Genomic DNA, 24,882 nt, shown 5'->3' with positions numbered 1-24,882 from the left:
CCGACGGGCGCCGCAAGGCGCCCGTTTGTTTTGGGGCGGAGTGTGAGGAGAGTGCGGTGTTTGCGGCTGCGCTGGCGTAGCTGGTTTATACCCGGCAACGCACAGCTTATCCACAGAGTTATTGTCTCGGCGGGTGAGAAGCCGCCGCGTATGATGATTGTCAGTGCGGCCGTCCGGCGGATGTCGGTGTGCTGCCCGTTTTTCGTGAGGTTATCCTCCGTGAGGTAAGTCCATGTCCTTCGTGCCCGAACGCAAATCCTCGTCCTCTGCCATCGAGGCGCTCCGGGTACCGCCGCATTCCATCGACGCCGAACAAGCCGTTCTCGGTGGCCTGATGCTGGCACCGGATGCGCTGGACAAGGTGGCCGACCGGCTGGCCGAGGACGACTTCTACCGCAAGGATCACCGCCTGATCTGGCGCGCGATCAACGAGCTGGCCAACAAGGGCATGCCGTGCGACGCGGTGACCCTGGGTGACTGGTTCGAGACCAACGGTCTGGCCGAGATGGTCGGTGGCGCCGGGTACCTGATCGAACTGGCCAACAGCACGCCGAGCGCCGCGAACATCGCGGCGTACGCCGAAATCGTGCGCGAGAAGTCGGTGCTGCGCCAGCTGATCGACGCCGGCACCTCGATCACCGAGGACGGCTACCGGCCCGAGGGCAAGAGCGTGCAGGAGGTGCTGGAAAGCGCCGAGCAGCGTGTGTTCCACATCGCCGAATCCGGTGCCCGCGGCAAGAAGGACTCCGTCTCGATGCGCGAGGCAGTGAAGGACGCCTTCCGCCTGCTGCACGAGCGCTACCAGAACCGCGGCCAGCTCACCGGCATCACCACCGGCTTCACCGACCTGGACAACCTCACTTCCGGCCTGCAGCCGTCGGATCTGATCATCGTGGCGGCGCGCCCGTCGATGGGCAAGACCGCGTTCGCGCTGAACATCGCCGAGACCGCCGCGATCCGCAGCAAGAAGGCGGTGGTGGTGTTCTCGATGGAAATGTCCGCCTCGCAGCTGGCGTTCCGCCTGATTTCCTCGGTCGGGCGCATCCACCAGCAGCACCTGCGCAACGGCGACCTGCAGGAAGAGGACTGGCCGCGCGTCTCCAACGCCATCTCGATCCTGTCCGAGGCGAAGATCTTCATCGACGACACGCCCAGCCTGTCGCCGGTCGAGATGCGTTCGCGCGCACGCCGGCTGCACCGCGAGCATGGCGGCCTGGGCCTGATCGTGATCGATTACCTGCAGCTGATGCAGGTGCCCGGCAACAAGGAGAATCGCGCCACCGAAATTTCAGAAATTTCGCGTTCACTCAAGGGCCTTGCCAAGGAGTTGAACGTGCCGGTGATCGCCCTCTCGCAGTTGAACCGCTCGTTGGAACAGCGCGCCGACAAGCGTCCGATGATGTCCGACCTGCGCGAGTCGGGCGCGATCGAGCAGGACGCCGACGTGATCATGTTCATCTACCGCGACGACTACTACAACAAGGAATCGCCGGACAAGGGCATGGCCGAAATCATCATCGGCAAGCAGCGCAACGGTCCCACCGATACCTGCAAGCTGACCTTCCTCGGCCACTACACCAAGTTCGAGAATTACGCGGCGGATTCCTTCGTCGGGTCGTTCGATTGAAGGCGGCGAACGGGAAACGGGGAGCGGGGAGCAAAGGTTTCATGCAAGCCTGCCGCCCTTCGCTTTTTCGACCCTCTTTTTTGCCCTGGCGCGTACATGTGCGCTCACAGTCCGCTCCCGTTTCCCCGTTTTCCGTTTCCTGCCAATCACACCCATGAGCCGTACCACCGTCGCCACCATCCATCTCGGCGCATTGCGCCACAACCTGGCGCGGCTGAAGGCGCTGGCCGCGCCGGCGAAGGTGATGGCCGTGGTCAAGGCGGACGCCTACGGACACGGACTGGAACGGGTCGCCCGTGCGCTGGATGGCGAGGCCGAGGCGTTTGCGGTGGCTGCGCTCGGCGACGGCCTGCGCCTGCGCGCGGCGGGACACCGGCAACGCATCGTGGTGCTGTCCGGCCCGGACAATCCCAGCGACCTGGCCGAGATGCAGCGGCTGCAGCTGGATGCGGCGATTCATCACGAGGCGCAGCTGCAGTGGCTGGCACAGGTATCGTCGTCGCGTGGCCGCCTGCGCGTATGGCTGAAGGTCGACAGCGGCATGCATCGGCTTGGCTTCGCGCCGGAGCGTGTGGCCGAGGTGCATGCGCGGCTCGCCGCAATGCCCGGCATCGATCCCGAGATCGGTCTTCTCACGCATTTTTCCGAATCCGAAGTGTTCGAAGGTGCGCAGACCGCGTCGCAGATCGCCCGTTTCATCGAGGTGACCAAGGCATTGAACGGCCCGCGTTCGCTGTCCAACTCGGCTGCCGTGCTCGGCTGGCCGGATGCGCGGGGTGACTGGGTGCGCACCGGCGGCCTGCTGTATGGCCTGTCGGTGGTCGAGGGCAAGACCGGTGCGGACTTCGGCTTCCGCCCGGCGATGACGCTGGGCACGCGCCTGATCGCGATCAATCGCATCGGCAAGGGCGAACGCATCGGCTACAACGGTACCTGGACCTGTCCCGAGGACATGCCCGTCGGCGTCGCCGCCGTCGGCTATGGCGATGGCTATCCACGCAGCGCCGTGGCGGGTACGCCGGTACTGGTTGGCGACCTCCGTGTGCCGCTGATCGGCCGCGTCTCGATGGACCTGATCACGCTGGACCTGCGTGAGGCATCCCGGGCGACAGTGGGCGACAGTGTCACCCTGTGGGGGCCGCAATTGCCGGTGGAGATCGTTGCGGCGCAGGCTGGCACGATCTCGTACGACCTCACCTGCGGCATGACCCGTCGCGTACTGTTCGTGGAAGATGAAGGCTGACAACGTCTGGGATCGCCGCGTCTCGCCGTATGCGATGGTCGCGGGCTAAGCTCAGCGCCATCATCGTATCCAGCCGGAAATCCACATGGCCAAAGCCAAGACCGCCTACGTCTGCACCGAGTGCGGCGCCGAGCACAACAAGTGGCAGGGCCAGTGCGTCGAGTGCGGAGTGTGGAACACGCTCAGCGCGATCGTGCTGACGCCGGCGTCGGCGGCCGTATCGTCCGTCGGCGCGCAACGTTCCAGCTATGCCGGCAACGCGGCTGGTGCAGCGCGCATCACGCCGCTGACCGAGGTGGCGTCGACCACCGAGGCGCGCACGCTGACCGGCATTGGCGAGCTGGATCGGGTGTTGGGTGGCGGCCTGGTGCAAGGCTCGGTGGTGCTGATCGGCGGTGACCCAGGCATCGGCAAGTCGACCCTGTTGCTGCAGATGCTGGGTACGCTGGGTGCGCATCTGCCCAGCGTGTATGTCACCGGCGAGGAATCGCTGTCGCAGGTGGCATCGCGAGCGCAGCGGCTGGGCCTGCCGCTGGAGCCGCTGCAGGCGTTGGCCGAAACCTGCATCGAACGCATCCTGGAGCAGGCGATGGCATCGCGGCCGCGCGTGCTGGTGATCGACTCGATCCAGACGATCTGGACCGAGTTGCTTACTGCCGCGCCCGGTTCGGTGAGCCAGGTGCGCGAGTCCGCCGCCAAGCTCACCCGTTTCGCGAAGGAAACCGGCACGTCGGTGTTCCTGGTCGGTCATGTCACCAAGGAAGGCGGCATCGCCGGTCCGCGCGTGCTCGAGCACATGGTCGATGCGGTGCTGTATTTCGAGGGCGAATCCGGCAGCCGCTTCCGCATCCTGCGTGCGTTCAAGAACCGCTTCGGCGCGGTGAACGAACTGGGCGTGTTCGCGATGTCCGACAAGGGCCTGCGCGAAGTGCCGAATCCGTCGGCGATCTTCCTGTCCTCGCACAGCGGCCCGACCTCGGGCAGCGCCGTGATGGTGACGCGCGAAGGCACACGCCCGCTGCTGGTCGAAGTGCAGGCGCTGGTGGATCAGTCCTCGCTGGGCAATCCGCGTCGCGTCGCCCTCGGACTGGAACAGAACCGATTGGCCATGTTGCTGGCCGTGCTGCATCGGCATGGCGGCGTGGCGGCGTACGACCAGGACGTGTTCGTCAACGTGGTCGGCGGCATCCGCGTGCAGGAGACGGCAGTGGATCTGCCGGTGCTGCTGGCGGTGCTGTCGTCTTTGCGCGACCGGCCGTTGCCGGAACACACCGTCGCCTTCGGCGAGGTCGGCCTGTCCGGCGAGATCCGCCCGGTGCCGAATGGCGAGGAGCGCCTGAAGGAAGCCGCGCATCATGGCTTCCGCCGCGCGATCGTGCCGAAGGCGAATGCGCCGAAGAAGGGCCGGGTCGGCGAGATGGAAGTGATCGGTGTGGAGCGGTTGGCGGAGGCGATCGACGCCTGTCGTTGAGTGCTTCGGAGGACTCAACCCACCGGGCGGTGCAGGATCAGTTCCAGCACGAACTTCGAGCCGAAGAAGGCCAGTACCAGGGCGACCATCCCGATCAGCGTGAGGTTCACCGCGCGCTGGCCGCGCCAGCCGTGACGCCAGCGGCCGTACAGCAGAACCCCGAACACCAGCCATGCCACGATCGACAGGATCGTCTTGTGCGCCAGGTGCTGGCCGAACAGGTTGTCGACGAACAACGCACCGGTGAGCAAGGTCAGCGTCAGCAGCAGGAAGCCTGCGCCGATCAGGCGGAACAGCAGGGTTTCGGTCAACGTCAACGGCGGCAGCGCGCGCAGCCACGGTCCGAACTGACGATGGCGCAGGGCGCGTTCCTGCAACGCCAGCAAGATCGCCAGCACGGTCGCAATCGACAGCACGCTGAACGCGATCAGTGCCACCGTGACATGCAGTTTGATCTGCCAGTCCATCGTCAGTGGCACCGTCGGTGGTGCCAGGAAGCTGTCAACGGCAATCAGCATCGCCGTCAGCGGAAACACGATCACGCCGAGGGCGGCGACCGGGCGTGAGAGGTTCACCAGCAGGGTCAGCGCCGAGACCCCGAACGCCACCAGCGAGAGCGCGGCGAAGAAGTGCAGATCCAGCGCGCCGCGGTGCAGGCCGAGCAGGATGCCGGCGTGGATCAGCACGGCGCCTCCGGCCAGGCTAAGCGCAAGTCGATTCAGCGGCTGGCCGCCGCTCAGCAGGGGACGCGCCAGCCCACCGGCTGCGGCAAGATAAAGCGCGATGGCGAGCAAGGCGAAGGCGTGGATGACCATAGCCTTGAAGTGTCGCACACGCCTCGCCGGCCGTGCATGCGGAGCAGGGCGATCCGTCCGCTATAATCCGGGACTTTCCTGTTTGCCGGTTCCGCCATGTTCGAGTCGCTCAGCCAACGCCTTTCCACTACCGTCAATCGCCTGCGCGGCCGCGGCCGGCTGACCGAGGAGAACATCCGTGAGTCGCTGCGCGAAGTGCGCATCGCGCTGCTGGAAGCCGATGTGGCGTTGCCGGTGGTGCAGGCGCTGATCCAGCGGATCAAGGTGCGCGCGGTCGGCCAGGATGTGATGAAGAGCCTGTCGCCGGGCCAGGCGCTGGTCAAGGTGGTCAGCGACGAGTTGACCGTGGTGATGGGTACGGCCAACACCGAACTTAACCTGGCCCAGACACCGCCGGCGGTGGTGCTGATGGCGGGCCTGCAGGGCGCCGGCAAGACCACCACGGTGGCCAAGCTGGCGCGGCTGCTGACCGAGCGCAAGAAGAAAAAGGTGATGGTGGTCAGCTGCGACGTCTACCGTCCGGCGGCGATCGAGCAGTTGCGCACGCTGGCCGAACAGGTCGGGGTGAAGTTCTTCCCGTCCGAGGCGGGCCAGGATCCGGTCGCCATCGCCAAGGCGGCGGTGGCTGCGGCGCGTCGCGAAGTGGTCGATGTGCTGCTCGTCGATACCGCCGGCCGCCTGCATGTGGACGAGGCGATGATGGCCGAGATCAAGGCGCTGCATGCCGCGATCACGCCGGTCGAGACGCTGTTCGTGGTCGACTCGATGACCGGCCAGGACGCCGCCAACACCGCCAAGGCATTCAATGAAGCGTTGCCGCTGACCGGCGTGATCCTGACCAAGACCGACGGCGATGCCCGTGGCGGTGCCGCGCTGTCGGTGCGCTATGTCACGGGAAAGCCGATCAAGTTCCTCGGTGCCGGCGAGAAGACCGACGCGCTGGAGCCGTTCCATCCGGATCGCCTGGCCCAGCGCATCCTCGGCATGGGCGACGTGTTGTCGCTGGTCGAGGAAGTCGAGCGCAAGGTCGATCAGGAAAAAGCGCAGAAGCTGGCCCAGAAGGTGATGAAGGGCAAGCGCTTCGACCTGAACGACATGAAGGACCAGCTCGAGCAGATGGGCAATATGGGCGGTCTGGCCGGCCTGATGGACAAGCTGCCGGGCGTTTCCAGCCTGCCGGATAGCGTCAAGTCCAAGGTCAACGACGGCGAGATGAACCGGATGATCGCGATCATCAACTCGATGACCAAGAAGGAACGCCGTCACCCGGACCTGCTGAACGGCTCGCGCCGCGCCCGCGTGGCGCGCGGCTCGGGCACCCAGCCGGCCGACGTCAACCGCCTGCTGAAGCAGTACATGCAGATGGAAAAGATGATGTCCAAGCTGTCCAAGGGCGGCAGCAAGGGCCTGCTGCGGCAGATGCGCGGCGCCATGAAGGGCATGGGTGGGATGGGCGGTTTGCCGCCGCCGCGCTGAAAGAAGGAGAGTGAGGGCAGAGGAGTGAGGAGATAGAGAAAAAGCAAAACGTCTTCTCTCACTCCTCTGCCCTCACTTCTCGCCGTCAGGCCTTCCCTTTTCCCGAAAAACCGTTAAAATGCCCCGTTTACCGCGCACGTCTCTCGTGTGCCTGCCGCTGATTCGGCAATTCTGGAGTTTTACCATGGTCAAGATTCGTCTTTCGCGCGGTGGCGCCAAGGGCCGTCCGTTCTACCACGTCGTTGTGACCGATCAGCGCAGCAAGCGCGACGGCCGCAACATCGAGAACGTCGGTTATTACAACCCGGTGGCTTCGGGCAAGGACAAGCGCCTTGAGCTGAATGTCGATCGCGTCAAGGAGTGGGTAGGCAAGGGCGCCCAGCTGACCGACAAGGTCGCCGCGCTGGTGAAGGAAGCCGGCAAGCAGCAGGCTGCCTGAGCATGACGGCAGCCAGTCGGCGCGTCCTGATCGGGCGCATCGTCGGGCTGTACGGTGTGCAGGGTTGGCTCAAGATCGAATCCTGGGCTGAGCCGCGGATGCGGATCTTCGACTACCAGCCGTGGCTGCTCACTGCAGCGCCCGGCGTGGAGACGCAGATCTCGGGAGTGAAGGGTCGTACGCAGGGCAAGGGCATGGTGGCCCAACTGCCCGGAGTGGACGACCGGGAGCAGGCGGCAGCGCTGATCGGCCAAGACATTTATGTCACCCGTGAGCAGTTGCCCCCTCCCGCGAAGGATGAGTATTACTGGGTCGATCTCGAAGGACTCGAGGTCGTCACCACGGAAGACGTGAAGCTGGGGCGGGTCAGTCACCTGTTCGCCACCGGTGCCAACGACGTCGTGGTAGTGAGGGACGGCGAGCGCGAGCGGCTGATTCCCTTCGTCCAGGGTTCGTACGTGCGGTCGGTGGACTTGTCCGCAGGGCGCATGGTGGTGGACTGGGATCCCGAATTCTGACGTTGCATCGCATCGCGACAAAGGGTTGAGGTTCCATGCGCATCGACGTGGTCACCTTGTTCCCCGACTTCGTGCGCCAGTGCGCCGCCGTCGGTGTGGTGGGACGCGCGCAGCAACGCGAGTTGCTGCAAGTGGAAACCTGGAATCCGCGAGACTACGCCACCGACAGGCACCGCACCGTGGACGCCGGCTCGTATGGCGGCGGTCCCGGCATGGTGATGATGATTGAACCGTTGCGCACGACCCTGGCGGCCATGCGTGACGCCGTACCGGAACCGGTGCATCTGATTTATCTCAGTCCGCAGGGAGCGCGGCTGACGCAGGGCAGGGTGAAGACGCTGGCGAAACAGCCGCGCATCGCCTTGCTCTGTGGACGTTACGAAGGTGTGGACGAGCGTCTGCTGGCGCACGAGGTCGACGAGGAGCTGTCGATCGGCGATTATGTGCTGTCCGGCGGCGAGCTGGCTGCCGCGGTGATCATCGACGCGGTGGGTCGCTTGCAGGACGGCGCGTTGAACGACGCGCAGTCGGCCGAGCAGGATTCATTCTCGGATGGCCTGCTGGATTGTCCGCACTATGCGAAACCGGTGCACGACGCACTGGGTAGCGTACCGGAGGTGTTGCTGTCCGGTGACCATGCGGCGATCGCCCGCTGGCGCCTGAAGCAATCGCTGGGACGAACCTGGTTGCGGCGGCCCGAGCTGTTGTCACAGCGTGTACTGGATGCCGGATCCCGTGCGCTGCTGGATGAATTCCGCCGCGAACATGCTTCGAAAGGGCTGGTGCGGCAAAACGATGCGGCCGAGTGACGGTCGCAGCTCTTGATTGATATCGATTTACGTGAACCGAACAGGTGCGCCATGAACAAGATCATTGAACAGTTCGAAGCCGAGCAGATCACCCGCCAGTTGCCGGAGTTCGGCCCCGGCGACACCGTGGTGGTCAACGTGAAGGTGAAGGAAGGCAATCGCGAGCGCGTGCAGGCGTTCGAGGGCATCGTCATCGCCCGTCGCAGCCGCGGCCTGCATTCGGCCTTCACCGTGCGCAAGATTTCGCATGGCACCGGCGTGGAGCGCGTGTTCCAGTCGCACAGCCAGGCGATCGATTCGGTGACCGTCAAGCGCAAGGGCAAGGTGCGCGGCGCCAAGCTGTATTACCTGCGTGGTCTGGAAGGCAAGGCTGCCCGCATCAAGGAAGACGTCGCCGCCGCCGCCGCTGCCAAGGCCAGCGCGAAGGCCGCTGCCGCCGCCGAGTAACCCGCGCTGCCGTAGTTAGTTGCCATACAAAGAAGCCCGCGGAGCGATCCGCGGGCTTCTTGTTGCGTGTGCTTCAGCCGCTCACGAGGACGGGTGGCTTCACTCCAGCCGCATCGGCTGTTGCAGGAAATTGCCCTGCACGAAGTCCACGCCGCAGGCGAACAGCAGCGAGGTGCTGGTGGCGTCCTCGACCCATTCGGCGATCGTCTGGCGCTTCAGTTCGCGCGCCTGCTGGCAGATCTCGGCAACCTTCTTCTGGCTTTCCGGATGTTGCGGCAGGTCGGCCATGTAGCTGCGGTCGATCTTCAGGTAGTCGGCATCGACGTGGTTGAGCATCTGGAACGAGTTCAGGCCCGAGCCGAACTGCTCCAGGGCGAAACGCCCACCCAGTTTCTTCCAGGCCTTGACGAACTCCTGCGCCGGGCGCAGCAGGGTCATCACCTTGCTTTCGGTCATCTCCAGCACGAGCTGGCCACGCTTGAGGGCGGCTTGCTTGAGCCGTCCCTCCAGCCAGGGAAGCAGCGACTCGTCCTGCAGCGAGGCAGCCGTGAGCTTGATGAAGAAGGTGGTCTGCTGCCCCTGGCTCTCGCGCGCCTGCAGGGTGCTGATGGCGCGATCGAGTACCCAGCGGTCGATCGCGCTGGTGAGGTTGTGCTTTTCGGCAATCGGCATGAAGAAGCCGGGCAGCACCTCTCCCTGCGGGCCATTCATGCGCAGCAGGATTTCCGAGTAGTCGCCCTCGGCGTCCTGCAGGCTGATGGTCTGCTGGTGATAGAGCACCAGATCGTTCTGGGTGAGTGCCTTCTGCAGCAGGTCCAGCCAGTAGCGGTCGCGCTCCTCGTCGGCCTTCTCGCGCGCGGCGGGGTCATGCAGCTCGACCTTGCTGCCACCCAGGCTCTGCGCGGTACGCAGGGCCTGGCTGGCCTGGTTGAGCAGCAGCTCGGTGTTGGCATTCTTCTCGCCGACCAGGCTGCCGCCGATGCTGGCGGTGACCGTGATGGAGCGGGTGCCCGCATCGAAAATCTCGTTGCTGACGCTGTGCTGCAGCTTGCTGATCCATTCCCTGATCGCCTCATCGGAGCGGGAATCCAGCACCACGCCCAGCGTGTGTTCGGCGAGCATGCCGGCGACATCCTCGCTGCCCAGCAGCATGCGGATGCGATCGGCAAAGCCGGACAACAGCTCATCGGCCTTGCCCAGGCCAATGCCGGCCACGATCGAGGCCCAGTTGTCCGGCTCGATCAGCAACAGCGCCTGCCCCTTCTTGCCCTTGGCCGCGGCGGTAACGGCATCGTCGACACTGGTCAGCATGCGCGCACGGTTGAACAGGCCGGTGACCGGATCGCGGTGCAGCTGTTCCAGTACGGCCGGATCAACCAGTTGCCGGCGGAACACGATCTGCAGGCAGGGCTCGCCCTCGAACGTGGCAGGCGCAAACTCCACCGTGGCATCGAATGCGCTGCCGTCGGCGCGGCGCGCCCGCAGGGCAAGCTGGGAGGGCTGCTTCTCCTGCCGCGCATGACCCTTGAGCAGGGTCTTGAACTCATCGGAGCTGGACGAGTCGATCATGTCCAGCACGGGCAGCCCGAGCAGGTCGTCGAAGTCGTCGTAGCCGAAGGTTTCCAGGTAGGCATGGTTCGCACGGACGTGCATGCCTTCGTGCACGTAGGCAATCGCGTCGGTGGACGAGTCGAGCAGTGCATCGCAGCGTCGTTCCGATTCGCGCAGGGCGGTTTCCAGCCGGCGTACCTGGCGGCGTGTCTGCAACGACTCGAACTCGCGCTGCACCACGGCGATCAGCTGTTTCGGCTGGCTGCGTGCCGCGACCCCGCGGGCGCCATGCACGAACAGGTCCGCCACGATCTGGTTATCGATGCTGTGAACCAGGCCCAGCAACGAATAGTCGCGGCCGTACGCGTCGAGCACCCTGACCGTTTCGTCGAGGGTGATGGTGGTAACCGCCGGGTCGAACATCACCACGTCCGGCTCCAGCTCATTCACTGCGGCCTGCAACTGCTCGACATGGGTGGCCCGGGCCGGTCGTACCGCGATGCCGGTGTTGCGCAGCAGGCTGATGATCTGTTCCGCCTCTTCGAGCGAGCTTTCGACGAAGAGAATCTTGATGACGTAATCTTTTTTCATGGGGCGCTGAGCTGTCCTTTGTTACCGCAGGCTGGGCAGGGCGGCATGCAGGGTCGTTCACCTTGGGTGTTTGTAACGGATTCCGCCAGCGGCCGCCAGCGAAAAACCGCACAACGGTGACCATGGCCCTGATTAAAGCGGCCGCTTGGAGGCATCGCCACCCACTTCGCGTACCAGTCGGGGTACCAGATAGCCCGGCAGCCGTGCACGCAGCGTGTCGGCCAGCGCCAGTGCGCGGGCGTCGTCCACCTCGAAATGGGCGGCGCCCTGCACGCGGTCGAGCTGGTGCAGGTAGTACGGCAGCACGCCGGCTGCGAACAGCCGCTCGGACAGGTCAACCAAGGCGCCGGCATCGTCATTGATACCGCGCAGCAGCACCGACTGGTTCAGCAGGGTGGCGCCGGCATCGCGCAAGCGGGCACAGGCGGCGTCGACACTGGCGTCCAGCTCGTTGGCGTGGTTCGTATGCAGCACGACTACCTTCTGCAGCGGCAAGGCACCCAGCCACGCCATGAAGGCCTCGTCGATCCGTTCGGGCAGCACCACCGGCAGGCGGGTATGGATGCGCAGGCGGATCACGTGGGGCAGATCGGCCAGACCGCGGGTCAATTCATCGAGTTTGTGCGTGGCCAGCGCCAGCGGATCGCCGCCGGACAGGATCAGCTCGCGGATCGACGGGTCGGCCTTCACATGGGCCAGGGCATCGCGCCACTGCGACGCGGCAGCGATCTCCTCGCCATAGGGAAAGTGCCGGCGGAAGCAATAGCGGCAGTTCACCGCACAGCTGCCGCTGGCAATCAGCAGCGCACGGCCATCGTACTTGTGCAGGAGGCCGTGGCCGGCCTTGGACGCCATGTCGCCCACGGCATCCGTCGTGAAGCCCTCGACCCGGTCATGTTCGGCCCGTTGCGGAAGCACCTGCAGCAGCAGCGGATCGGTCGGGTCGTGGCGGCGCATCCGCGCCACGAATCCACGCGGAACCCGCACGGCGAAGCCGGCATCGTCGCGCGGCAGCAGGTCGGTGCGGTCGTCCAGGCCCACCGCCTGGAGCAGCTCCCTGGCATCGGTGATGGCGTCGCGCCACAGCTGGCGCCAGCCTGGCGCAGGCGACGATAGGCGGGAATGGGGGCTTGCGGTTATCATGTCGGGCCTTGATGCGGGCGCAGAAGCCCGTGACAGATAACCATTTTAGCCGCCCCTTGGGCGAAATTGACTCCGGAGCAGACAGCGCATGGCGACCCTTGGCCTCAATGACGTCAAAACGGGTAAGAAGATCCTCCATAACGGCGATCCCTGGATCATCACCGAGGCGGACTTCATCAAGCCGGGCAAGGGCCAGGCGTTCACCCGCATCCGCATCCGCAACCTGAAGGACGGCCGCACCACCGAGCAGACGCTGAAGTCCAGCGACTCCTTCGAAGAGGCGGATGCCAGCGATACCGACATGCAGCTTTCGTTCATCGATGGCATCGGCAAGGATCGCGTCTGGCACTTCATGAACATGGAGTCCTTCGAGATGGTGCCGGCCTCGCTGGCCGCGATGGGCGACGCCTGGAAGTGGCTCAAGGGCGAGGAAGAATGCGTCGTCACGCTGTTCAATGGCGGCATCGTCGCCGTGCAGCCGCCGAAGTTCGTCGAGCTGAAGATCGTCGAAACCGATCCGGGCGTGCGCGGCGATACCTCGGGCGGCGGCGGCAAGCCGGCCACGCTGGAGACCGGTGCGGTGGTGCGCGTGCCGCTGTTCGTCAATCAGGACGAAATCATCAAGGTCGACACCCGCACCGGCGAATACGACAGCCGCGTGAAATAACGCGCTGGTGCGCGAGCGAGGGTTCGCGCCTTTGCCCGTCGTCATCCCGACGAGACCGCATTGACGATCCAAACCATGGGGCGGCCACCGCAAGGTACCGCCCCATGTCGTATACAAACTGGTCGTATCCAAACTGACAGAGCGAATTGATGATGAGCCCGACGACACCACAGCCCGTCGACCTGATGATCGAGGCCCGCTGGGTGGTGCCCGTCGAGCCACATGCGGTGGTGCTGGAGGACCATGCGGTGGTGGTGCGGGGCGAGCGCATCGTCGCGCTGCTCCCGATCGCCGAGGCGCGCGCTGCCTACGCGCCGCGCGAGCGCGTCGAACTGCACGCGCACGCGCTGATCCCCGGCATGGTCAACGCGCATACGCACAACCCGATGACCCTGCTGCGCGGGCTGGCCGATGACCTGCCGCTGATGGTGTGGCTGCAGCAGCACATCTGGCCGGCCGAGGCGAAGGTGATCGGGCCGGAGTTCGTGCGTGACGGCGTCGAGCTGGCGGTGGCCGAGATGCTGCGCGGCGGCACCACCTGCGCCAACGAGAACTACTTCTTCCCCGATGTGATCGGCGCCACCTACCGCAAGCTCGGTTTTCGTGCGGTGGTGGGTCTGCCGGTGATCGAATTCCCGACCGCATGGGCGAAGAGCCAGGACGAATACTTCGAGCGCGCCTGCGAAGTGCACGACAGCTTCCGCAGCGATGCGCTGATCAGCACCGCATTCGCGCCACATGCGCCGTACACGGTGTCCGACGAGAGCTTCGAGCGTATCCGCGTGCTGGCCGACCAGCTCGACATCCCGGTGCACCTGCATACGCACGAGACCGCGCACGAGGTCGAGGAAGAAAAGAAGAAGAGCGGCCTGCGTCCGTTCCAGCGCCTGCAGAAACTCGGCCTGGTCAACGATCGCCTGATCGCGGTGCACATGACCCAGTTGACCGACGGCGAGATCGCCGTCTGCGCCGAAGCCGGCGTCTCCGTGGTGCATTGCCCGGAATCGAACCTCAAGCTGGCCTCCGGCTTCTGCCCGGCGGAAAAGCTGCGCCAGGCCGGCGTCAACGTGGCCCTGGGTACCGACGGCTGCGCGTCGAACAACGATCTGGACATGTTCGGCGAGATGCGTACCGCCGCGCTGCTGGCCAAGGCCGTTGCCGGGGATGCGTCGGCGTTCGATGCGGCCTACGCGCTGCGCGCCGCCACGCTCAACAGCGCCAAGGCGATCGGGCTGGAGGCGAAGATCGGCTCGATCGAGCCCGGCAAACAGGCCGACCTCACCGCCGTGCGCCTGTCGGATCTGGAGACCCAGCCGCTGTTCAACGTGGCCTCGCAACTGGTCTATGCCACCGGCCGGCACCAGGTCAGCGACGTGTGGATCGCCGGCAGGCGCAAGTTGGCCGACCGCGTGTTGATCGACATGGACACTGACGCCATCCTCGCCCGTACCCGCGCCTGGCGCGAACGCATCGTTGCTGGTTGAGCTGGAAGACCCGTGAACCGCTATCTCGTCATCCTGCTGCGCAAGCCGCTTGTCGATCCGGCCGTGGTATCGGCGCACCGCGATTTTCTCGCCGAGCTGCGCGTCCAGGGCCGCAATGAAATGAACGGTCCGTTCGGTGACGGGTCCGGCGGTGCGTACGTGCTGCGCGCGAACGATCTGGACGAGGCCATGGCCATCGTGCAGCGCGATCCGGCGCACATCAGCGGCGGCTGGGAGATCACCGTCCATGCATGGCAGGCCAGTTAGGCTGCCGGTACTTCTTGAGCACACCAACATGTCACACACCGCCAACGTAAGCCCCGAGGAAATCGCCCGTTTCGACCAGCTGGCTGCACGCTGGTGGGATCCGGACGGCGAATCGCGTCCGCTGCACGACCTCAACCCGGTGCGCGCGTCCTATATCGCAGCCCGTGTCGATTTGCGCGGCGCCCGGGTGGCTGATGTGGGGTGCGGCGGTGGCCTGCTGAGCGAGGCGCTGGCCCACGCCGGCGCGAAGGTCACCGGCATCGACCTTGGCGAAAAGGTGATTGAGGTAGCCAAGCTGCATCTGCACGAATCGAATCTCGAGGTCGATTACCGCGTGCAATCCTCGGCCGAGCTGGCCGCGGCGGAACCGGCCGGTTTCGACGCGGTATGTTGCATGGAGCTGATCGAGCACGTGCCTGATCCGGCCGCGCTGGTGCATGATCTGGCGACGATGCTGAAGCCCGGCGGTCGGCTGTTCATGTCCACCCTTAATCGCACACCGGCCGCGTTCGGTGCAGCGATTCTCGGTGCCGAATACATCATGCGCATGCTGCCGCGTGGCACCCATCACTACGCGCAATTCCTGAAGCCGTCCGAACTCGCCCGGTTGCTGCGGCAGGCCGGGCTGGAGCTGGAGGACGTCTCGGGGCTGGGCTACAACCCGTTGCAGCGCAAGGCCTGGCTCAGCCGCTTCACCGCAGTCAACTACCTCCTCAGTGGGTGCAGGCCGGCATGAAGTCATTGCCGGAAAATATCCAGGGCGTGCTGTTCGATCTGGATGGCACCTTGCTCGACAGCGCGCCCGATCTGTACGCGGCGTTGGTCGCGCAGTGCGTGGAAGAGGGCGTGCTGCCACCGCCCTATGCGCCGGTGCGCGAGGTGGTTTCGCGCGGTGCGCGGGCGGTCCTGCGCTGCGCCTTCGCCGACCGTGGCGAACCTGCGCTGGAACTGCTGACCCCGCGTTATCTCGAGCTGTACCAGCAGGTGATGGCACAGCAGACCAGCGCGTTCGATGGCATCGACGACCTGCTCGCACGCATCGAGGCACGGGGCTTGCGCTGGGGCATCGTCACCAACAAGGCGGCGTTTCTCACCGACGAACTGGTCAACCGCATCGGCTGGGCCAGCCGTACCAGCGCGGTGGTATCCGGCGATACGCTGCCGGTGAAGAAGCCCGATCCCGCACCGGTGCTGCTGGCCTGCGCGCGCGCCGGCGTGGAACCGTCGCGTTGCCTGTTCGTCGGCGACGACCGCCGCGACATACAGGCCGGCGCAGCCGCCGGCCTGTACACAGTCGCGGTGAGCTGGGGTTACCTCGATGGTGGTGATCCGCATACCTGGGATGCCGACGCGGTGCTCGATCATCCGGCCGAGCTGGCCGGTCTGCTGCAACTGCAACCGGTCGCGGCATGATCGAGCTGGTCGAACAAGGCGCCGTGCTGCAGGGCTTCATCGACAAGTGGCTGGCGGTGCAGCCGCAGCAGCGCGTGGCGCTGGCGTTCGTCGATGGCCGGCGCTATCCCGGGCACGTCGCGCTGGCCGCACTGGAGCAGGAACTGCTCGGTGCGGCCTACGGTATCCGCGAACCCCAGGTGGCCGTGGCCAAACTCAACTGGTGGGCCGAGGAACTGGCTGGCGCCGCCGCCAGTGGTGGCCGGCATCCGCTGACCCAGGTGCTGTTCGACGACGAACGTGCGCACGCCATCGCCAGCGACCTCTGGCTGGCGCCGGTGTTGGCCGCGATGGCCCAGCTGGAGCAGGGCTCCGCTGCGGATTTTGCCGTCCAGTTCGATGCCGCGATGCCGCTGCATGGTGCACTGGCTGCGCTGGAAACTGCCTGGTGGTACGGCAGCGCGGCGTCGCCGGCGCGCGCGGCACGGGTCGCCACGCTCAATCACCTGCTGTACGCGCTGCTGCGGCTGGAGCAGGACGCCGAGCGCGACCGTCTGCCGCTGCCGATGGCTCGGCTGGCGCGGCATGGCCTGAGCCGCACACAGCTGCGCGCACCCAGCGAAGCGCGGCAGCAGGCAGTCAAGGCGCAGCTGGATGATCTGCTGGCCAGCTGGCGCGGATCAGCCACTCTGGCCGGGCCACTCAGCGTGTTTCGTGCCCTGGAGTCGCGCCACGGCAGCAAGCTGGCACAGCGTGCCGCCCGTACGGACGATGCCCTGGCGACCTTGCAGGCCGGCCAGCCGCATGCCGGTTTGGCGACGGCATTGCAGGCATGGCATGCCGCGCGGGCGTGGCAGCGGCAGCTGTCCTGACACATGCCAGACTCAGTGTTTCCACTGCGCCACTATTGCGCAGCGGGCTGCCTGCCCCAAACTTGATGGACTTCACGGCGGCCCGCTCGCCGATGCCAGGATTTCCCCATGCCGAACCAGGAAAACACCGCCCGTCTGCTCCCCGACGTTGCCGTCCACGCGCAGCCGCATCTCGCCGGCGCGCTGGACTGGGTCGGCATGGCCGACATCCAGGTGCCGGTACGATTCGATGCCGGTGACGGCGATGTGCAGCGCGCCAGCGCCAAGGTCGGTGCCTTCGTCAATCTGAAGCGGCCGGACAAGCGTGGCATCCACATGTCGCGGTTGTACCTGCAGGTCGAGCAGGCGCTCAGCACCCAGACGCTCACCGCCGATTCGTTGCATGCGCTGTTGCGTGGCTTCCTGGATTCGCACAAGGATCTGTCCGATCGTGCCTGCCTCAGCATCCATTTCGAGCAGCTGGTGCGTCGTCCGGCCCTGCGCAGTGCCCATAGCGGCTGGCGCGCGTACCCGGTCTGCATCGAAGCCAGCCTGACCGGCGACGACTTCCTGCTCGAATTCGGCACCGAAGTGGTCTATTCCTCCACTTGCCCGGCTTCGGCCGCGTTGTCGCGCCAGCTGATCCAGGATCAGTTCGCCAGTGACTTCGATGCCGCCAAGCCGGTCGATCACGCGGCCGTGCTGGCCTGGCTCGGCAGCGAGCATGGCATCGTCGCCACGCCGCACGCACAGCGCAGCGTGGCGCGCCTGCGCATTCGTCCCGTGGCCGGCGCCGGCTTCCATCTGATCGACCTGGTCGACCGCGTCGAACACGCCCTCGGCACGCCGGTGCAGACCGCGGTGAAGCGCGAGGACGAACAGGCTTTCGCGCTGGCCAACGGTGGCAACCTGATGTTCTGCGAGGACGCCGCCCGACGCATCCAGAAGGCACTCGATGGCGACGCCGCGGTCAGCGACTTCCATATCCGCGTCGAGCATCAGGAAAGCCTGCACCCGCATGATGCGGTGGCGTATGCGAGCAAGGGTCTCGATGGGGGCTACGGCTCGACGCCGTGATCCAGCTTTTCCTCCATCGGGGAGAAGCTGCGTAAGGCGGACGTCACGCCCTGTGCAGACACGCTTTCAGCGCCGCTTATCGGGCGTCAGCGCATGGCCATGCACGCTGTTGTCGATCTTCGTGCAAGTCCACGCTCACAGTCGTCGACGAAGATGCTGACGATCGAGAATGTCGCCCATTCAAACGGCGATCCACTTCGCCATGTGTCACGGTATGCAGCTTGCCTGCACGTGCAGTTGGGCATGCAGGCAGTGTGCTTTCTTGACGAGTCCAGCGCTCTTGATCAGTCAGTGGACGTCCGGGGCATCTCCCTGGCAGCGGCAGCGGGGGAGATGAAAGCGCTCGGGTACCGGGTCTTCGCCGCCGGCGCACAAGGGCTGGCAACGCAGCAAACGCCAGGTCGCCAGCAGGCTGCCGCGCCACGGGCCGAAGCGCGTAACGGCAATCCGTGCATAATCAGAGCAACTGGGGTGGAATCGGCAGCGTTGCCCGAGCAATGGGCTGAGCCAGCGCTTGTACAAATGCAGCAACCACAGTATCAATCGGGTCAGGACAGTCACGTTGCCGGAACGGCTTGCAGCATGTAGTGGTACAAGTATTCCAGAAGCAGGCTTGCTGGTGTAGAACACTTGGGCTATAACACCCGGCCGCCACGGCCAAAAATGGTGAAGGGATATGGCGAAAACGACGCGTAGTTCGACCGCCGCGATGGCGCACAAGAAAGCTCCAGCCAAGGCACAGGCAGCCAAGGCCGGCAAGTCGAAGGCAGCTGCCGCAAAGGGATCGGTCGTGAAAAGCACCAGCAAGAAGCCTGCAAAGGCAGTTCGCCCCGTCGCCAAGCCAGCCGGCAAGGCCAAAAAAGCCGTAGCCAAGCCGGCGGTCAAGAAAGCTGCAGCCAAAGCGCAGCCGAAAAAGCCCAGTCCAGCCAAGAAGCCCGCGGCCAAACCGGCAGTCAAGGCCGTGAAGAAAGCGGCCGCCAAGAAACCGGCGCCCAAGAAAGTAGTTGTCAAGAACACCAAGACCAAAGGCAGTGCGGTCGGCAAGACGATCGCAAAACCCGCAGTCAAGCCGGCGGCCAAGAAAGTGGTCGCTCCGGTCAAGCCCGCAGCGAAGCCTGCCACGAAAGCGGCGGCCAAGCCGGTCAGCAGTCCAATCAAGGTGACTCCACCGGCTGCCAAGCCGGCACCGACTCATGTTGTGAAAAGCACATCACCGACACCCGCCAGCACCCTCTTCCAGGGCAAGGTGGCGAGTGCCACCGCCATGGTGACGCCACGCGCAGCTCCGGCTGCCGCGCGTCACGCCTCTCCCCAGAAAAATCAGAAAAACTCGTCGTCCTCAATGAATAAACTGGCTGCAAAAAATATCGATAATGGCATCACCCGGGAGGACGGCCGCTATGCGCTGCCGTCCACCAGTACCATCGCGTTGCCGAAGGGTTATCACCCCTCCAACAACGAGGAGTACATGAACCCGATGCATCTGGCCTACTTCCGCAACAAGCTGCGCGATTGGCGCGATCAGCTGGTGGAGGAGTCACGCCAGACCATGGAAAACCTGCGCGACGAAGTGCGTGATGTCGGTGACGAAGCCGAGCGTGCCACCCGCGAGACCGAGAACTCGCTGGAGCTGCGTACCCGCGACCGTTACCGCAAGCTGATCTCCAAGATCGACAAGGCGCTGCGCCGGATCGAGGACGGCAGCTACGGTTTCTGCGAGGAGACCGACGAGGAGATCGGCGTTGACCGTCTGGATGCGCGTCCGATCGCCACGCTGTCGCTGGATGCGCAGGAACGCCGTGAGCACTTGCAGAAGCAGATGGGCGACTGAGCCGCATCAGGCTTGCCCAGAAAAACGAAACCCCGCCTGGTGCGGGGTTTCGTTTTTCGTGTCCTGGATACTGCCGACCAGGTCGTTCTGCCGGGTCAGGCCAATGCCTGCGCTGCATACCCTTTCAGTTTCGCCAACATGGCTGCGAGGCCATTGGAGCGGGTTGGCGAGAGATGCTTGGCCAGCCCGATGGTGGCGATGAACTGCGGCTCGGTGGCGACGATCTCCTTCGCGCTGCGGTTCGAGTAGACGCGCAACACCAGCGCAATCAGGCCGGAGACGATCGCCGAATCGCTAATGGCGTCGAAATGCATGTTCGAGGCGTCGCCGCTGGGCACCAGCCACACCAACGATTGGCAGCCATGCACGCGATATTCCTCGGTCTTCCATGCTTCGGGAAACGCCGGCAACTGCTTGCCGAGGTCGATCAGGTACTGGTAGCGCTCGGTCCAGTCGCCGAAGAAGGCGAACTCCTCGGCGATGTCCGATTGCGCCTGGGCGGCGCTCGATGTGGTGGTGTCGTTCATCGCGCCATTATCGCGCAGCATGCATGAACCCGCGAAATGGCCACGGTTGGCGATGGCTAGTTCTTGATCACGCTCCAGCGGGTTCCCTGGGCGCCGTCTTCGATCTCGATATTCATCGCGGCCAGTTCGTCGCGGATGGCATCGGCGCGCTTGAAGTCGCGGGCGGCGCGGGCATGGCGGCGTTCTTCCAGCAGCGCGTCGACGCGCACCGCATCGACGGCCTGTTCACCGCCGCGCTTGAACCATGCTTCGGCATCCTGTTGCAGCAGGCCGAGCAGGGCGCCGCCACCGAGCAACGCAGCCTTGGCTTCGGCCGTGCCGGCCTGGCGCGCGGCATCGGCGAGCACGGCCAGCTCAGCCAGTGCTTGCGGTGTGTTGAGGTCGTCGCACAACGCCGCCTCCACCCGGGGAGGCGCGGGTAACGTTCCGGCCGGCAAGGAGACATCGCCCAGGTCGCGCAGCACGCGATACCAGCCGTCGAGCGTGCTGATCGCCTGCGCGATGGCGTTGTCGGACCAGTCCAGCGGCTGGCGGTAATGGCCGCGCAGCAGCAGCAGGCGCAGCGCTTCCGGCGGATGCAGCTTCAGCAGTTCGTGCACCAGCAACACATTGCCCAGCGACTTGGACATCTTGCGGCCGTCGAAGGTAAGCATGCCGTTGTGCATCCACCAGCGCGCAAACACCTTGCCGCCGTGGGCGCAGGTGGACTGGGCGACCTCGTTCTCGTGATGCGGAAACAGCAGGTCGACGCCGCCGGCATGGATGTCGATGGTTTCGCCAAGATGTGCCGCGCTCATGGCCGAGCATTCGATATGCCAGCCAGGACGGCCGATGCCCCACGGGCTGTTCCAGCCAGGCAGCTCCGGCGTGGAGGGTTTCCACAGCACGAAATCGGCGGGATTCTTCTTGTACGGGGCGACCTCGACGCGGGCGCCGGCGATCAGTTCCTCGGTATCGCGGCCGGAGAGCGCGCCGTAGGCCGGGTAGGAGCTGACGTCGAACAGCACATGGCCTTCCGCGGCATAGGCATGGCCGCCGGCGATCAGCTCCTCGATCATCGAGACGATCTGGCCGATATGCGCGGTGGCGTGGGGCTCGATATCCGGTGGCGCAATGCCCAGGCCTGCCATGTCTTCACGATAGGCTTGGGCAAACTTGCCGGTGATCGTACTGATCTCGACACCCTGGGCCTGGGCAGCGGCGTTGATCTTGTCGTCGACATCCGTGATGTTGCGTGCATAGACCACGCGCGGGTAATGCCGGCGCAGCAGCCGGGTCAGCACGTCGAACACCACCGGGCCGCGCGCGTTGCCGATATGCACGTAGTTGTAGACCGTAGGGCCACACAGGTACATCGTCACGCGTTGCGGATCGAGCGGTTCGAATATCTCGGTGCGACGAGTCAGGCTGTTGTAGAGCGAAATCGGCATGTAGGGGGAAATCCGCAGCGTGGGCCGCGCCGGGCATGGCGCGATCGCCCCGGCATATTAACAAGGTGTAAGCAGGATGGTTGCGAAAGGTTAATTCTAAGCCTGTATTCAGCGTGAATTTGCTGGAATGCAGTCAGTACGTGCACAGCACGCTTGTTGCTTTTGATGGGAGGTCGCAATGACCAAGTTATGGCTCTCCGCGCTGGTCCTGGCCCTGGTGGCCTCCGGTGCTTATGCGCAGGATGCGCGCACTCCGCCCAATGGCGGTGACGACAATGCCCACTATGGCTGGGCTGACGTGCTGCGTGCGGATCCGGTGCAGGGCGTGACGCGCACGAATGTGCCGCAGCAGCAGTGCTACGACCAGCAGGTTGTGCAGCACGACCCCGGCAACAGCGCCGCCAGTACCGTGCTCGGTGCCGTGATCGGCGGCGTGCTGGGGCACACGATCGGCAAGGGCGATGGCCGCACGGCGGCGACCGTGGGTGGTGCGGTGGTCGGTGGCGCCGTAGGCAACAGCGTGTCGAACAAGGGTGGCAACTACCAGACCACCCAGACGACGTGTAACCAGGTCAACACGGTCACCGAGCAGCGTCGGATCATCGGCTACGACGTGGAATACCGCTATCGCGGCGAGGTATACATGTCGCGCCTGAACTACGATCCGGGCGAGCGCCTGCGCGTGCGCGTGAGTGTCGAGCCGGCGGACTGATCCTTGGCTCCAACCGCCTGTACTGTCGCCGCCTTCGGGCGGCGATATCGTTCGACCGGCAAATTTTTTGTTGCATGGCAGCGAAATTGTCGCCATCATGCACGGCAACCGTCTGGAATCTGCATGTCCGCAGCCGTCTATACCGCCACCGTACTCACCAGCGCCCGCGCGGCTGCTGGCATGACGTCGCGTGCGCGCCGACCGTTGTATCGACATTCGGCCGGGTAGGCTGTCGCACGCGTTTCATGTGTATCGACGATAAAACCCGGCCCTGTGCCGGGTTTTTTTGTTTTGATCAAAGGCTGCCGGCCCTGTGCCAGGTTCTTGTTTTGGGATTTTGACTTCACGCGGCGGGAGCCGCAGGGAAACGATCGATGACCATTCGCCACTTCCTCACCACCCAGGACTACAGCCGTGCCGAGATCGATGCGCTGCTGGAGCAGGCCGCCGCGTTCAAGCGCTCGCCGCGCGGGCAGCAGCTGGCCGGCAAATCCGTCGCGCTGATGTTCTTCAATCCGTCGATGCGCACGCGCACCAGCTTCGAGCTGGGCGCGTTCCACCTGGGCGGCCATGCGATCGTGCTGGCGCCGGGCAAGGATGCGTGGCCGATCGAGTTCGAGGTGGGCAGCGTGATGGACGGCGATACCGAGGAACACATCGCCGAAGTCGCGCGCGTACTGTCGCGCTACGTCGACCTGATCGCGGTGCGTGCGTTCCCGAAGTTCCAGGACTGGGCGGTGGATCGCCAGGACAAGGTGATCAAGGCGTTCGCGCAGTACGCCACGGTGCCGGTGATCAACATGGAGACGATCACCCATCCCTGCCAGGAGCTGGCCCACGCGCTGGCGATGAAGGAGCACCTGGGCAGCCTGCAGAACAAGAAGTACGTGCTGACCTGGACCTACCATCCGAAACCGCTGAACACCGCGGTGGCGAACTCGGCGCTGCTGATCGCGACCAAGATGGGCATGGACGTGACCCTGCTGTGCCCGACGCCGGACTATGTGCTGGACGAGCGCTACATGGCGTTCGGCGAGCAGAACGCGAGGGAGAACGGCGGCTCGCTCAAGGTCAGCCACAACATCGAGGAAGCCTATGCCGGCGCCGACGTGGTCTACGCCAAGAGCTGGGGCGCGCTGCCGTTCTTCGGCAGCTGGGAGCAGGAGAAGCCGATCCGCGAGGCGCACAAGCACTTCATCGTCGACGAGGCGAAGATGGCCTTGACCAACCACGGCCTGTTCAGCCATTGCCTGCCGCTGCGCCGGAACATCAAGGCCACCGACGCGGTGATGGATTCGCCCGCCTGCATCGCCATCGACGAGGCCGAGAACCGCCTGCACGTGCAGAAGGCGGTGATGGCTTCGTTGATGGCAGGTCGCTGAGATTCTTTGGGAAGCTCCATGTACACACCCAGCTACTTCAAGGAATCGCGGATCGAAGCCCTGCACGGGTTGATCCATGACTTTCCGTTCGCGACCGTGGTGACCCACGGCGATGCCGGACTGGTGGCCAATCACCTGCCGTTCGAGCTGGTGGGCGAAAACCTGCTGCATGGGCATGTCGCGCGCGGCAACGAACTGCGGCACGCGGACGGTGCCGAGGTACTGCTGATCTTCCGCGGACCGGACGGCTATATCAGCCCGAACTGGTATCCGAGCAAACACGAGACCGGCCGCGAAGTGCCGACCTGGAACTACGCGGTGGTGCATGTGCATGGCCGGCTGCGCGTGGTCGAGGATGCGGTCTGGCTGCGCAAGTTGCTGGAGACGTTGACCGATCGGCATGAAGCAGGGCTGCCCGCGCCGTGGAAGGTGTCGGACGCACCGGCCGATCACATCGAGAAGTCGCTGCACGGCATCGTCGGCCTGGAGATCACGATCGAGCGCATCGAGGGCAAGTTCAAGCTGAGCCAGAACCATCCCGAGGCCAATCGCCTCGGCGTGGTCCAAGGTCTGCGGCAATGCGATGGCGATGGCGACGCGGAACTGGCCGACCTGATGGCCCAACAAGAGGAATCTCGATCGTGAGCAGCGGACATCAGCACCACTATCGCGTGGACGTGGAGTGGACCGGCAACCTCGGCAGCGGCACGGACGGCTATCGCAATTACAGCCGTGACCACTCGATCTGTATCGCGGGCAAGCCGACCCTGGCCGGCTCGTCCGATCCCACGTTCCGCGGTGACGCCACCAGGCACAATCCCGAAGACATGCTGGTCACCGCGCTGTCCACCTGCCACATGCTGTCGTACCTGCACATGGCCACGGTGGCGGGTGTGGTGGTGACTGCTTACAGCGACGCCGCCGAAGGCACCATGGCGACCGAAGGCAATGGCGGCCGCTTCGTCGACGTGGTGCTGCATCCCACGGTAACCATCCGTGCCGGCAGCGACCCGGCCAAGGCTGCTGCTGCGCACGACGATGCGCACCACGCCTGCTTCATCGCCAATTCCGTGAATTTTCCGGTGCGCTGCGAGCCGCGCATCGTCGTTGAATCCGTCTGACCGTTTTCATT

26 protein-coding genes are annotated in these 24,882 nt (G+C 65.0%); 20 read left to right on the top strand and 6 right to left on the bottom strand.

Going from position 1 to position 24,882, the window contains the following annotated elements:
• Positions 1–232: 232 nt before the first annotated feature.
• From B0E46_RS06075 to radA, 3 genes are all read left to right on the top strand, one after another.
• Positions 233–1,627 carry a replicative DNA helicase gene (locus B0E46_RS06075; RefSeq protein WP_077554874.1) on the top strand — a complete coding sequence of 465 codons (1,395 nt, stop codon included), beginning with the start codon at positions 233–235 and terminating at the stop codon, positions 1,625–1,627.
• A 154-nt stretch (positions 1,628–1,781) separates the two neighbouring features.
• Positions 1,782–2,870 (top strand): alanine racemase, encoded by a 1,089-nt coding sequence (gene alr, locus B0E46_RS06070; protein ID WP_077554873.1) that lies wholly within the window; start codon positions 1,782–1,784, stop codon positions 2,868–2,870.
• Positions 2,871–2,955: 85 nt separating this feature from the next.
• Positions 2,956–4,341 (top strand): DNA repair protein RadA, encoded by a 1,386-nt coding sequence (gene radA / locus B0E46_RS06065; RefSeq protein ID WP_077554872.1) that lies wholly within the window; start codon positions 2,956–2,958, stop codon positions 4,339–4,341.
• Positions 4,342–4,355: 14 nt separating this feature from the next.
• Here radA and ccsA read toward each other — a convergent pair whose 3' ends face one another.
• The gene (gene ccsA, locus B0E46_RS06060; protein ID WP_077554871.1) at positions 4,356–5,156 is read right to left on the bottom strand and encodes a cytochrome c biogenesis protein CcsA; all 801 of its coding nucleotides are present in this window, start codon (positions 5,154–5,156) and stop codon (positions 4,356–4,358) included.
• A gap of 96 nt (positions 5,157–5,252) precedes the next feature.
• On the opposite strand from ccsA, the gene ffh reads away from it, so the two are divergent.
• The 5 genes from ffh to rplS all read left to right on the top strand — a co-directional run bounded on the left by ffh (position 5,253) and on the right by rplS (position 8,845).
• Positions 5,253–6,632 carry a signal recognition particle protein gene (gene ffh / locus B0E46_RS06055; protein ID WP_077554870.1) on the top strand — a complete coding sequence of 460 codons (1,380 nt, stop codon included), beginning with the start codon at positions 5,253–5,255 and terminating at the stop codon, positions 6,630–6,632.
• 184 nt (positions 6,633–6,816) lie between these two features.
• Positions 6,817–7,071 carry a 30S ribosomal protein S16 gene (gene rpsP / locus B0E46_RS06050; RefSeq protein WP_077554996.1) on the top strand — a complete coding sequence of 85 codons (255 nt, stop codon included), beginning with the start codon at positions 6,817–6,819 and terminating at the stop codon, positions 7,069–7,071.
• A gap of 2 nt (positions 7,072–7,073) precedes the next feature.
• The gene (gene rimM, locus B0E46_RS06045) at positions 7,074–7,589 is read left to right on the top strand and encodes a ribosome maturation factor RimM (protein ID WP_077554869.1); all 516 of its coding nucleotides are present in this window, start codon (positions 7,074–7,076) and stop codon (positions 7,587–7,589) included.
• A 35-nt stretch (positions 7,590–7,624) separates the two neighbouring features.
• On the top strand, positions 7,625–8,398 hold the full coding sequence (gene trmD / locus B0E46_RS06040) for a tRNA (guanosine(37)-N1)-methyltransferase TrmD (protein ID WP_077554868.1): 774 nt from the start codon (positions 7,625–7,627) through the stop codon (positions 8,396–8,398).
• Positions 8,399–8,449: 51 nt separating this feature from the next.
• Positions 8,450–8,845, top strand: a complete 396-nt coding sequence (rplS, locus tag B0E46_RS06035) for a 50S ribosomal protein L19 (protein WP_077554867.1) — start codon at positions 8,450–8,452, stop codon at positions 8,843–8,845.
• A 99-nt stretch (positions 8,846–8,944) separates the two neighbouring features.
• Here the strand turns inward: rplS and B0E46_RS06030 are convergent, their stop codons facing one another.
• Positions 8,945–10,987: a GGDEF domain-containing phosphodiesterase gene (locus B0E46_RS06030; RefSeq protein WP_077554866.1), complete on the bottom strand. Its 2,043-nt coding sequence runs from the start codon at positions 10,985–10,987 to the stop codon at positions 8,945–8,947.
• Between the two features lie 132 nt (positions 10,988–11,119).
• Positions 11,120–12,130, bottom strand: a complete 1,011-nt coding sequence (gene epmB / locus B0E46_RS06025) for an EF-P beta-lysylation protein EpmB (protein WP_077554865.1) — start codon at positions 12,128–12,130, stop codon at positions 11,120–11,122.
• A gap of 88 nt (positions 12,131–12,218) precedes the next feature.
• Between epmB and efp the strand changes: the two genes are divergently transcribed.
• The 7 genes from efp to folE2 all read left to right on the top strand — a co-directional run bounded on the left by efp (position 12,219) and on the right by folE2 (position 17,868).
• Positions 12,219–12,797 carry an elongation factor P gene (gene efp / locus B0E46_RS06020; protein WP_077554864.1) on the top strand — a complete coding sequence of 193 codons (579 nt, stop codon included), beginning with the start codon at positions 12,219–12,221 and terminating at the stop codon, positions 12,795–12,797.
• 152 nt (positions 12,798–12,949) lie between these two features.
• The gene (locus B0E46_RS06015; protein WP_077554863.1) at positions 12,950–14,281 is read left to right on the top strand and encodes a TRZ/ATZ family hydrolase; all 1,332 of its coding nucleotides are present in this window, start codon (positions 12,950–12,952) and stop codon (positions 14,279–14,281) included.
• Positions 14,282–14,293: 12 nt separating this feature from the next.
• Entirely contained in the window at positions 14,294–14,548 is a 255-nt protein-coding gene (locus tag B0E46_RS06010; protein WP_077554862.1) for a YciI family protein, read from the top strand.
• A 28-nt stretch (positions 14,549–14,576) separates the two neighbouring features.
• A complete protein-coding gene (gene ubiG / locus B0E46_RS06005; protein ID WP_077554861.1) occupies positions 14,577–15,284 on the top strand; it encodes a bifunctional 2-polyprenyl-6-hydroxyphenol methylase/3-demethylubiquinol 3-O-methyltransferase UbiG in 708 nt (235 codons plus the stop codon).
• Positions 15,281–15,961 carry a phosphoglycolate phosphatase gene (gene gph / locus B0E46_RS06000; RefSeq protein WP_077554995.1) on the top strand — a complete coding sequence of 227 codons (681 nt, stop codon included), beginning with the start codon at positions 15,281–15,283 and terminating at the stop codon, positions 15,959–15,961. Before ubiG ends, gph begins: the two co-directional genes overlap by 4 nt.
• On the top strand, positions 15,958–16,812 hold the full coding sequence (locus tag B0E46_RS05995; RefSeq protein WP_077554860.1) for a phytoene synthase: 855 nt from the start codon (positions 15,958–15,960) through the stop codon (positions 16,810–16,812). The genes gph and B0E46_RS05995 overlap by 4 nt, the downstream gene beginning before the upstream one ends.
• A 108-nt stretch (positions 16,813–16,920) precedes the next feature.
• The gene (gene folE2, locus B0E46_RS05990) at positions 16,921–17,868 is read left to right on the top strand and encodes a GTP cyclohydrolase FolE2 (protein ID WP_077554859.1); all 948 of its coding nucleotides are present in this window, start codon (positions 16,921–16,923) and stop codon (positions 17,866–17,868) included.
• A gap of 288 nt (positions 17,869–18,156) precedes the next feature.
• On the opposite strand, the gene yidD is transcribed toward folE2, so the two are convergent.
• Positions 18,157–18,429 carry a membrane protein insertion efficiency factor YidD gene (gene yidD, locus B0E46_RS05985; RefSeq protein ID WP_254425070.1) on the bottom strand — a complete coding sequence of 91 codons (273 nt, stop codon included), beginning with the start codon at positions 18,427–18,429 and terminating at the stop codon, positions 18,157–18,159.
• A 115-nt stretch (positions 18,430–18,544) separates the two neighbouring features.
• Here yidD and dksA point away from each other — a divergent pair, with 115 nt between their 5' ends.
• The gene (gene dksA, locus B0E46_RS17960) at positions 18,545–19,699 is read left to right on the top strand and encodes an RNA polymerase-binding protein DksA (protein ID WP_254425062.1); all 1,155 of its coding nucleotides are present in this window, start codon (positions 18,545–18,547) and stop codon (positions 19,697–19,699) included.
• A 95-nt stretch (positions 19,700–19,794) separates the two neighbouring features.
• Here the strand turns inward: dksA and B0E46_RS05975 are convergent, their stop codons facing one another.
• Both B0E46_RS05975 and cysS read right to left on the bottom strand, forming a co-directional pair.
• Positions 19,795–20,226, bottom strand: coding sequence for a SufE family protein (locus B0E46_RS05975; protein ID WP_077554993.1), 432 nt, complete (start codon positions 20,224–20,226; stop codon positions 19,795–19,797).
• A 56-nt stretch (positions 20,227–20,282) separates the two neighbouring features.
• Complete coding sequence (cysS, locus tag B0E46_RS05970; protein WP_077554857.1) at positions 20,283–21,656, bottom strand: cysteine--tRNA ligase; 1,374 nt, start codon at positions 21,654–21,656, stop codon at positions 20,283–20,285.
• A 178-nt stretch (positions 21,657–21,834) separates the two neighbouring features.
• On the opposite strand from cysS, the gene B0E46_RS05965 reads away from it, so the two are divergent.
• From B0E46_RS05965 to B0E46_RS05950, 4 genes are all read left to right on the top strand, one after another.
• Entirely contained in the window at positions 21,835–22,368 is a 534-nt protein-coding gene (locus B0E46_RS05965; RefSeq protein ID WP_077554856.1) for a glycine zipper 2TM domain-containing protein, read from the top strand.
• Between the two features lie 374 nt (positions 22,369–22,742).
• Positions 22,743–23,750 (top strand): N-acetylornithine carbamoyltransferase, encoded by a 1,008-nt coding sequence (locus B0E46_RS05960; protein WP_077554855.1) that lies wholly within the window; start codon positions 22,743–22,745, stop codon positions 23,748–23,750.
• An 18-nt stretch (positions 23,751–23,768) separates the two neighbouring features.
• Complete coding sequence (locus B0E46_RS05955; protein WP_077554854.1) at positions 23,769–24,395, top strand: FMN-binding negative transcriptional regulator; 627 nt, start codon at positions 23,769–23,771, stop codon at positions 24,393–24,395.
• Positions 24,392–24,871 carry an OsmC family protein gene (locus B0E46_RS05950; protein WP_254425061.1) on the top strand — a complete coding sequence of 160 codons (480 nt, stop codon included), beginning with the start codon at positions 24,392–24,394 and terminating at the stop codon, positions 24,869–24,871. The genes B0E46_RS05955 and B0E46_RS05950 overlap by 4 nt, the downstream gene beginning before the upstream one ends.
• The last annotated feature ends 11 nt before the right edge of the window (positions 24,872–24,882 follow it).

This window comes from Rhodanobacter sp. B04, assembly GCF_002001125.1.
Classification (GTDB): Bacteria; Pseudomonadota; Gammaproteobacteria; order Xanthomonadales; family Rhodanobacteraceae; genus Rhodanobacter.
The sequence above is the reverse complement of the archived record's forward strand: the minus strand, read 5'-3'. Positions and strand labels throughout refer to the sequence as shown.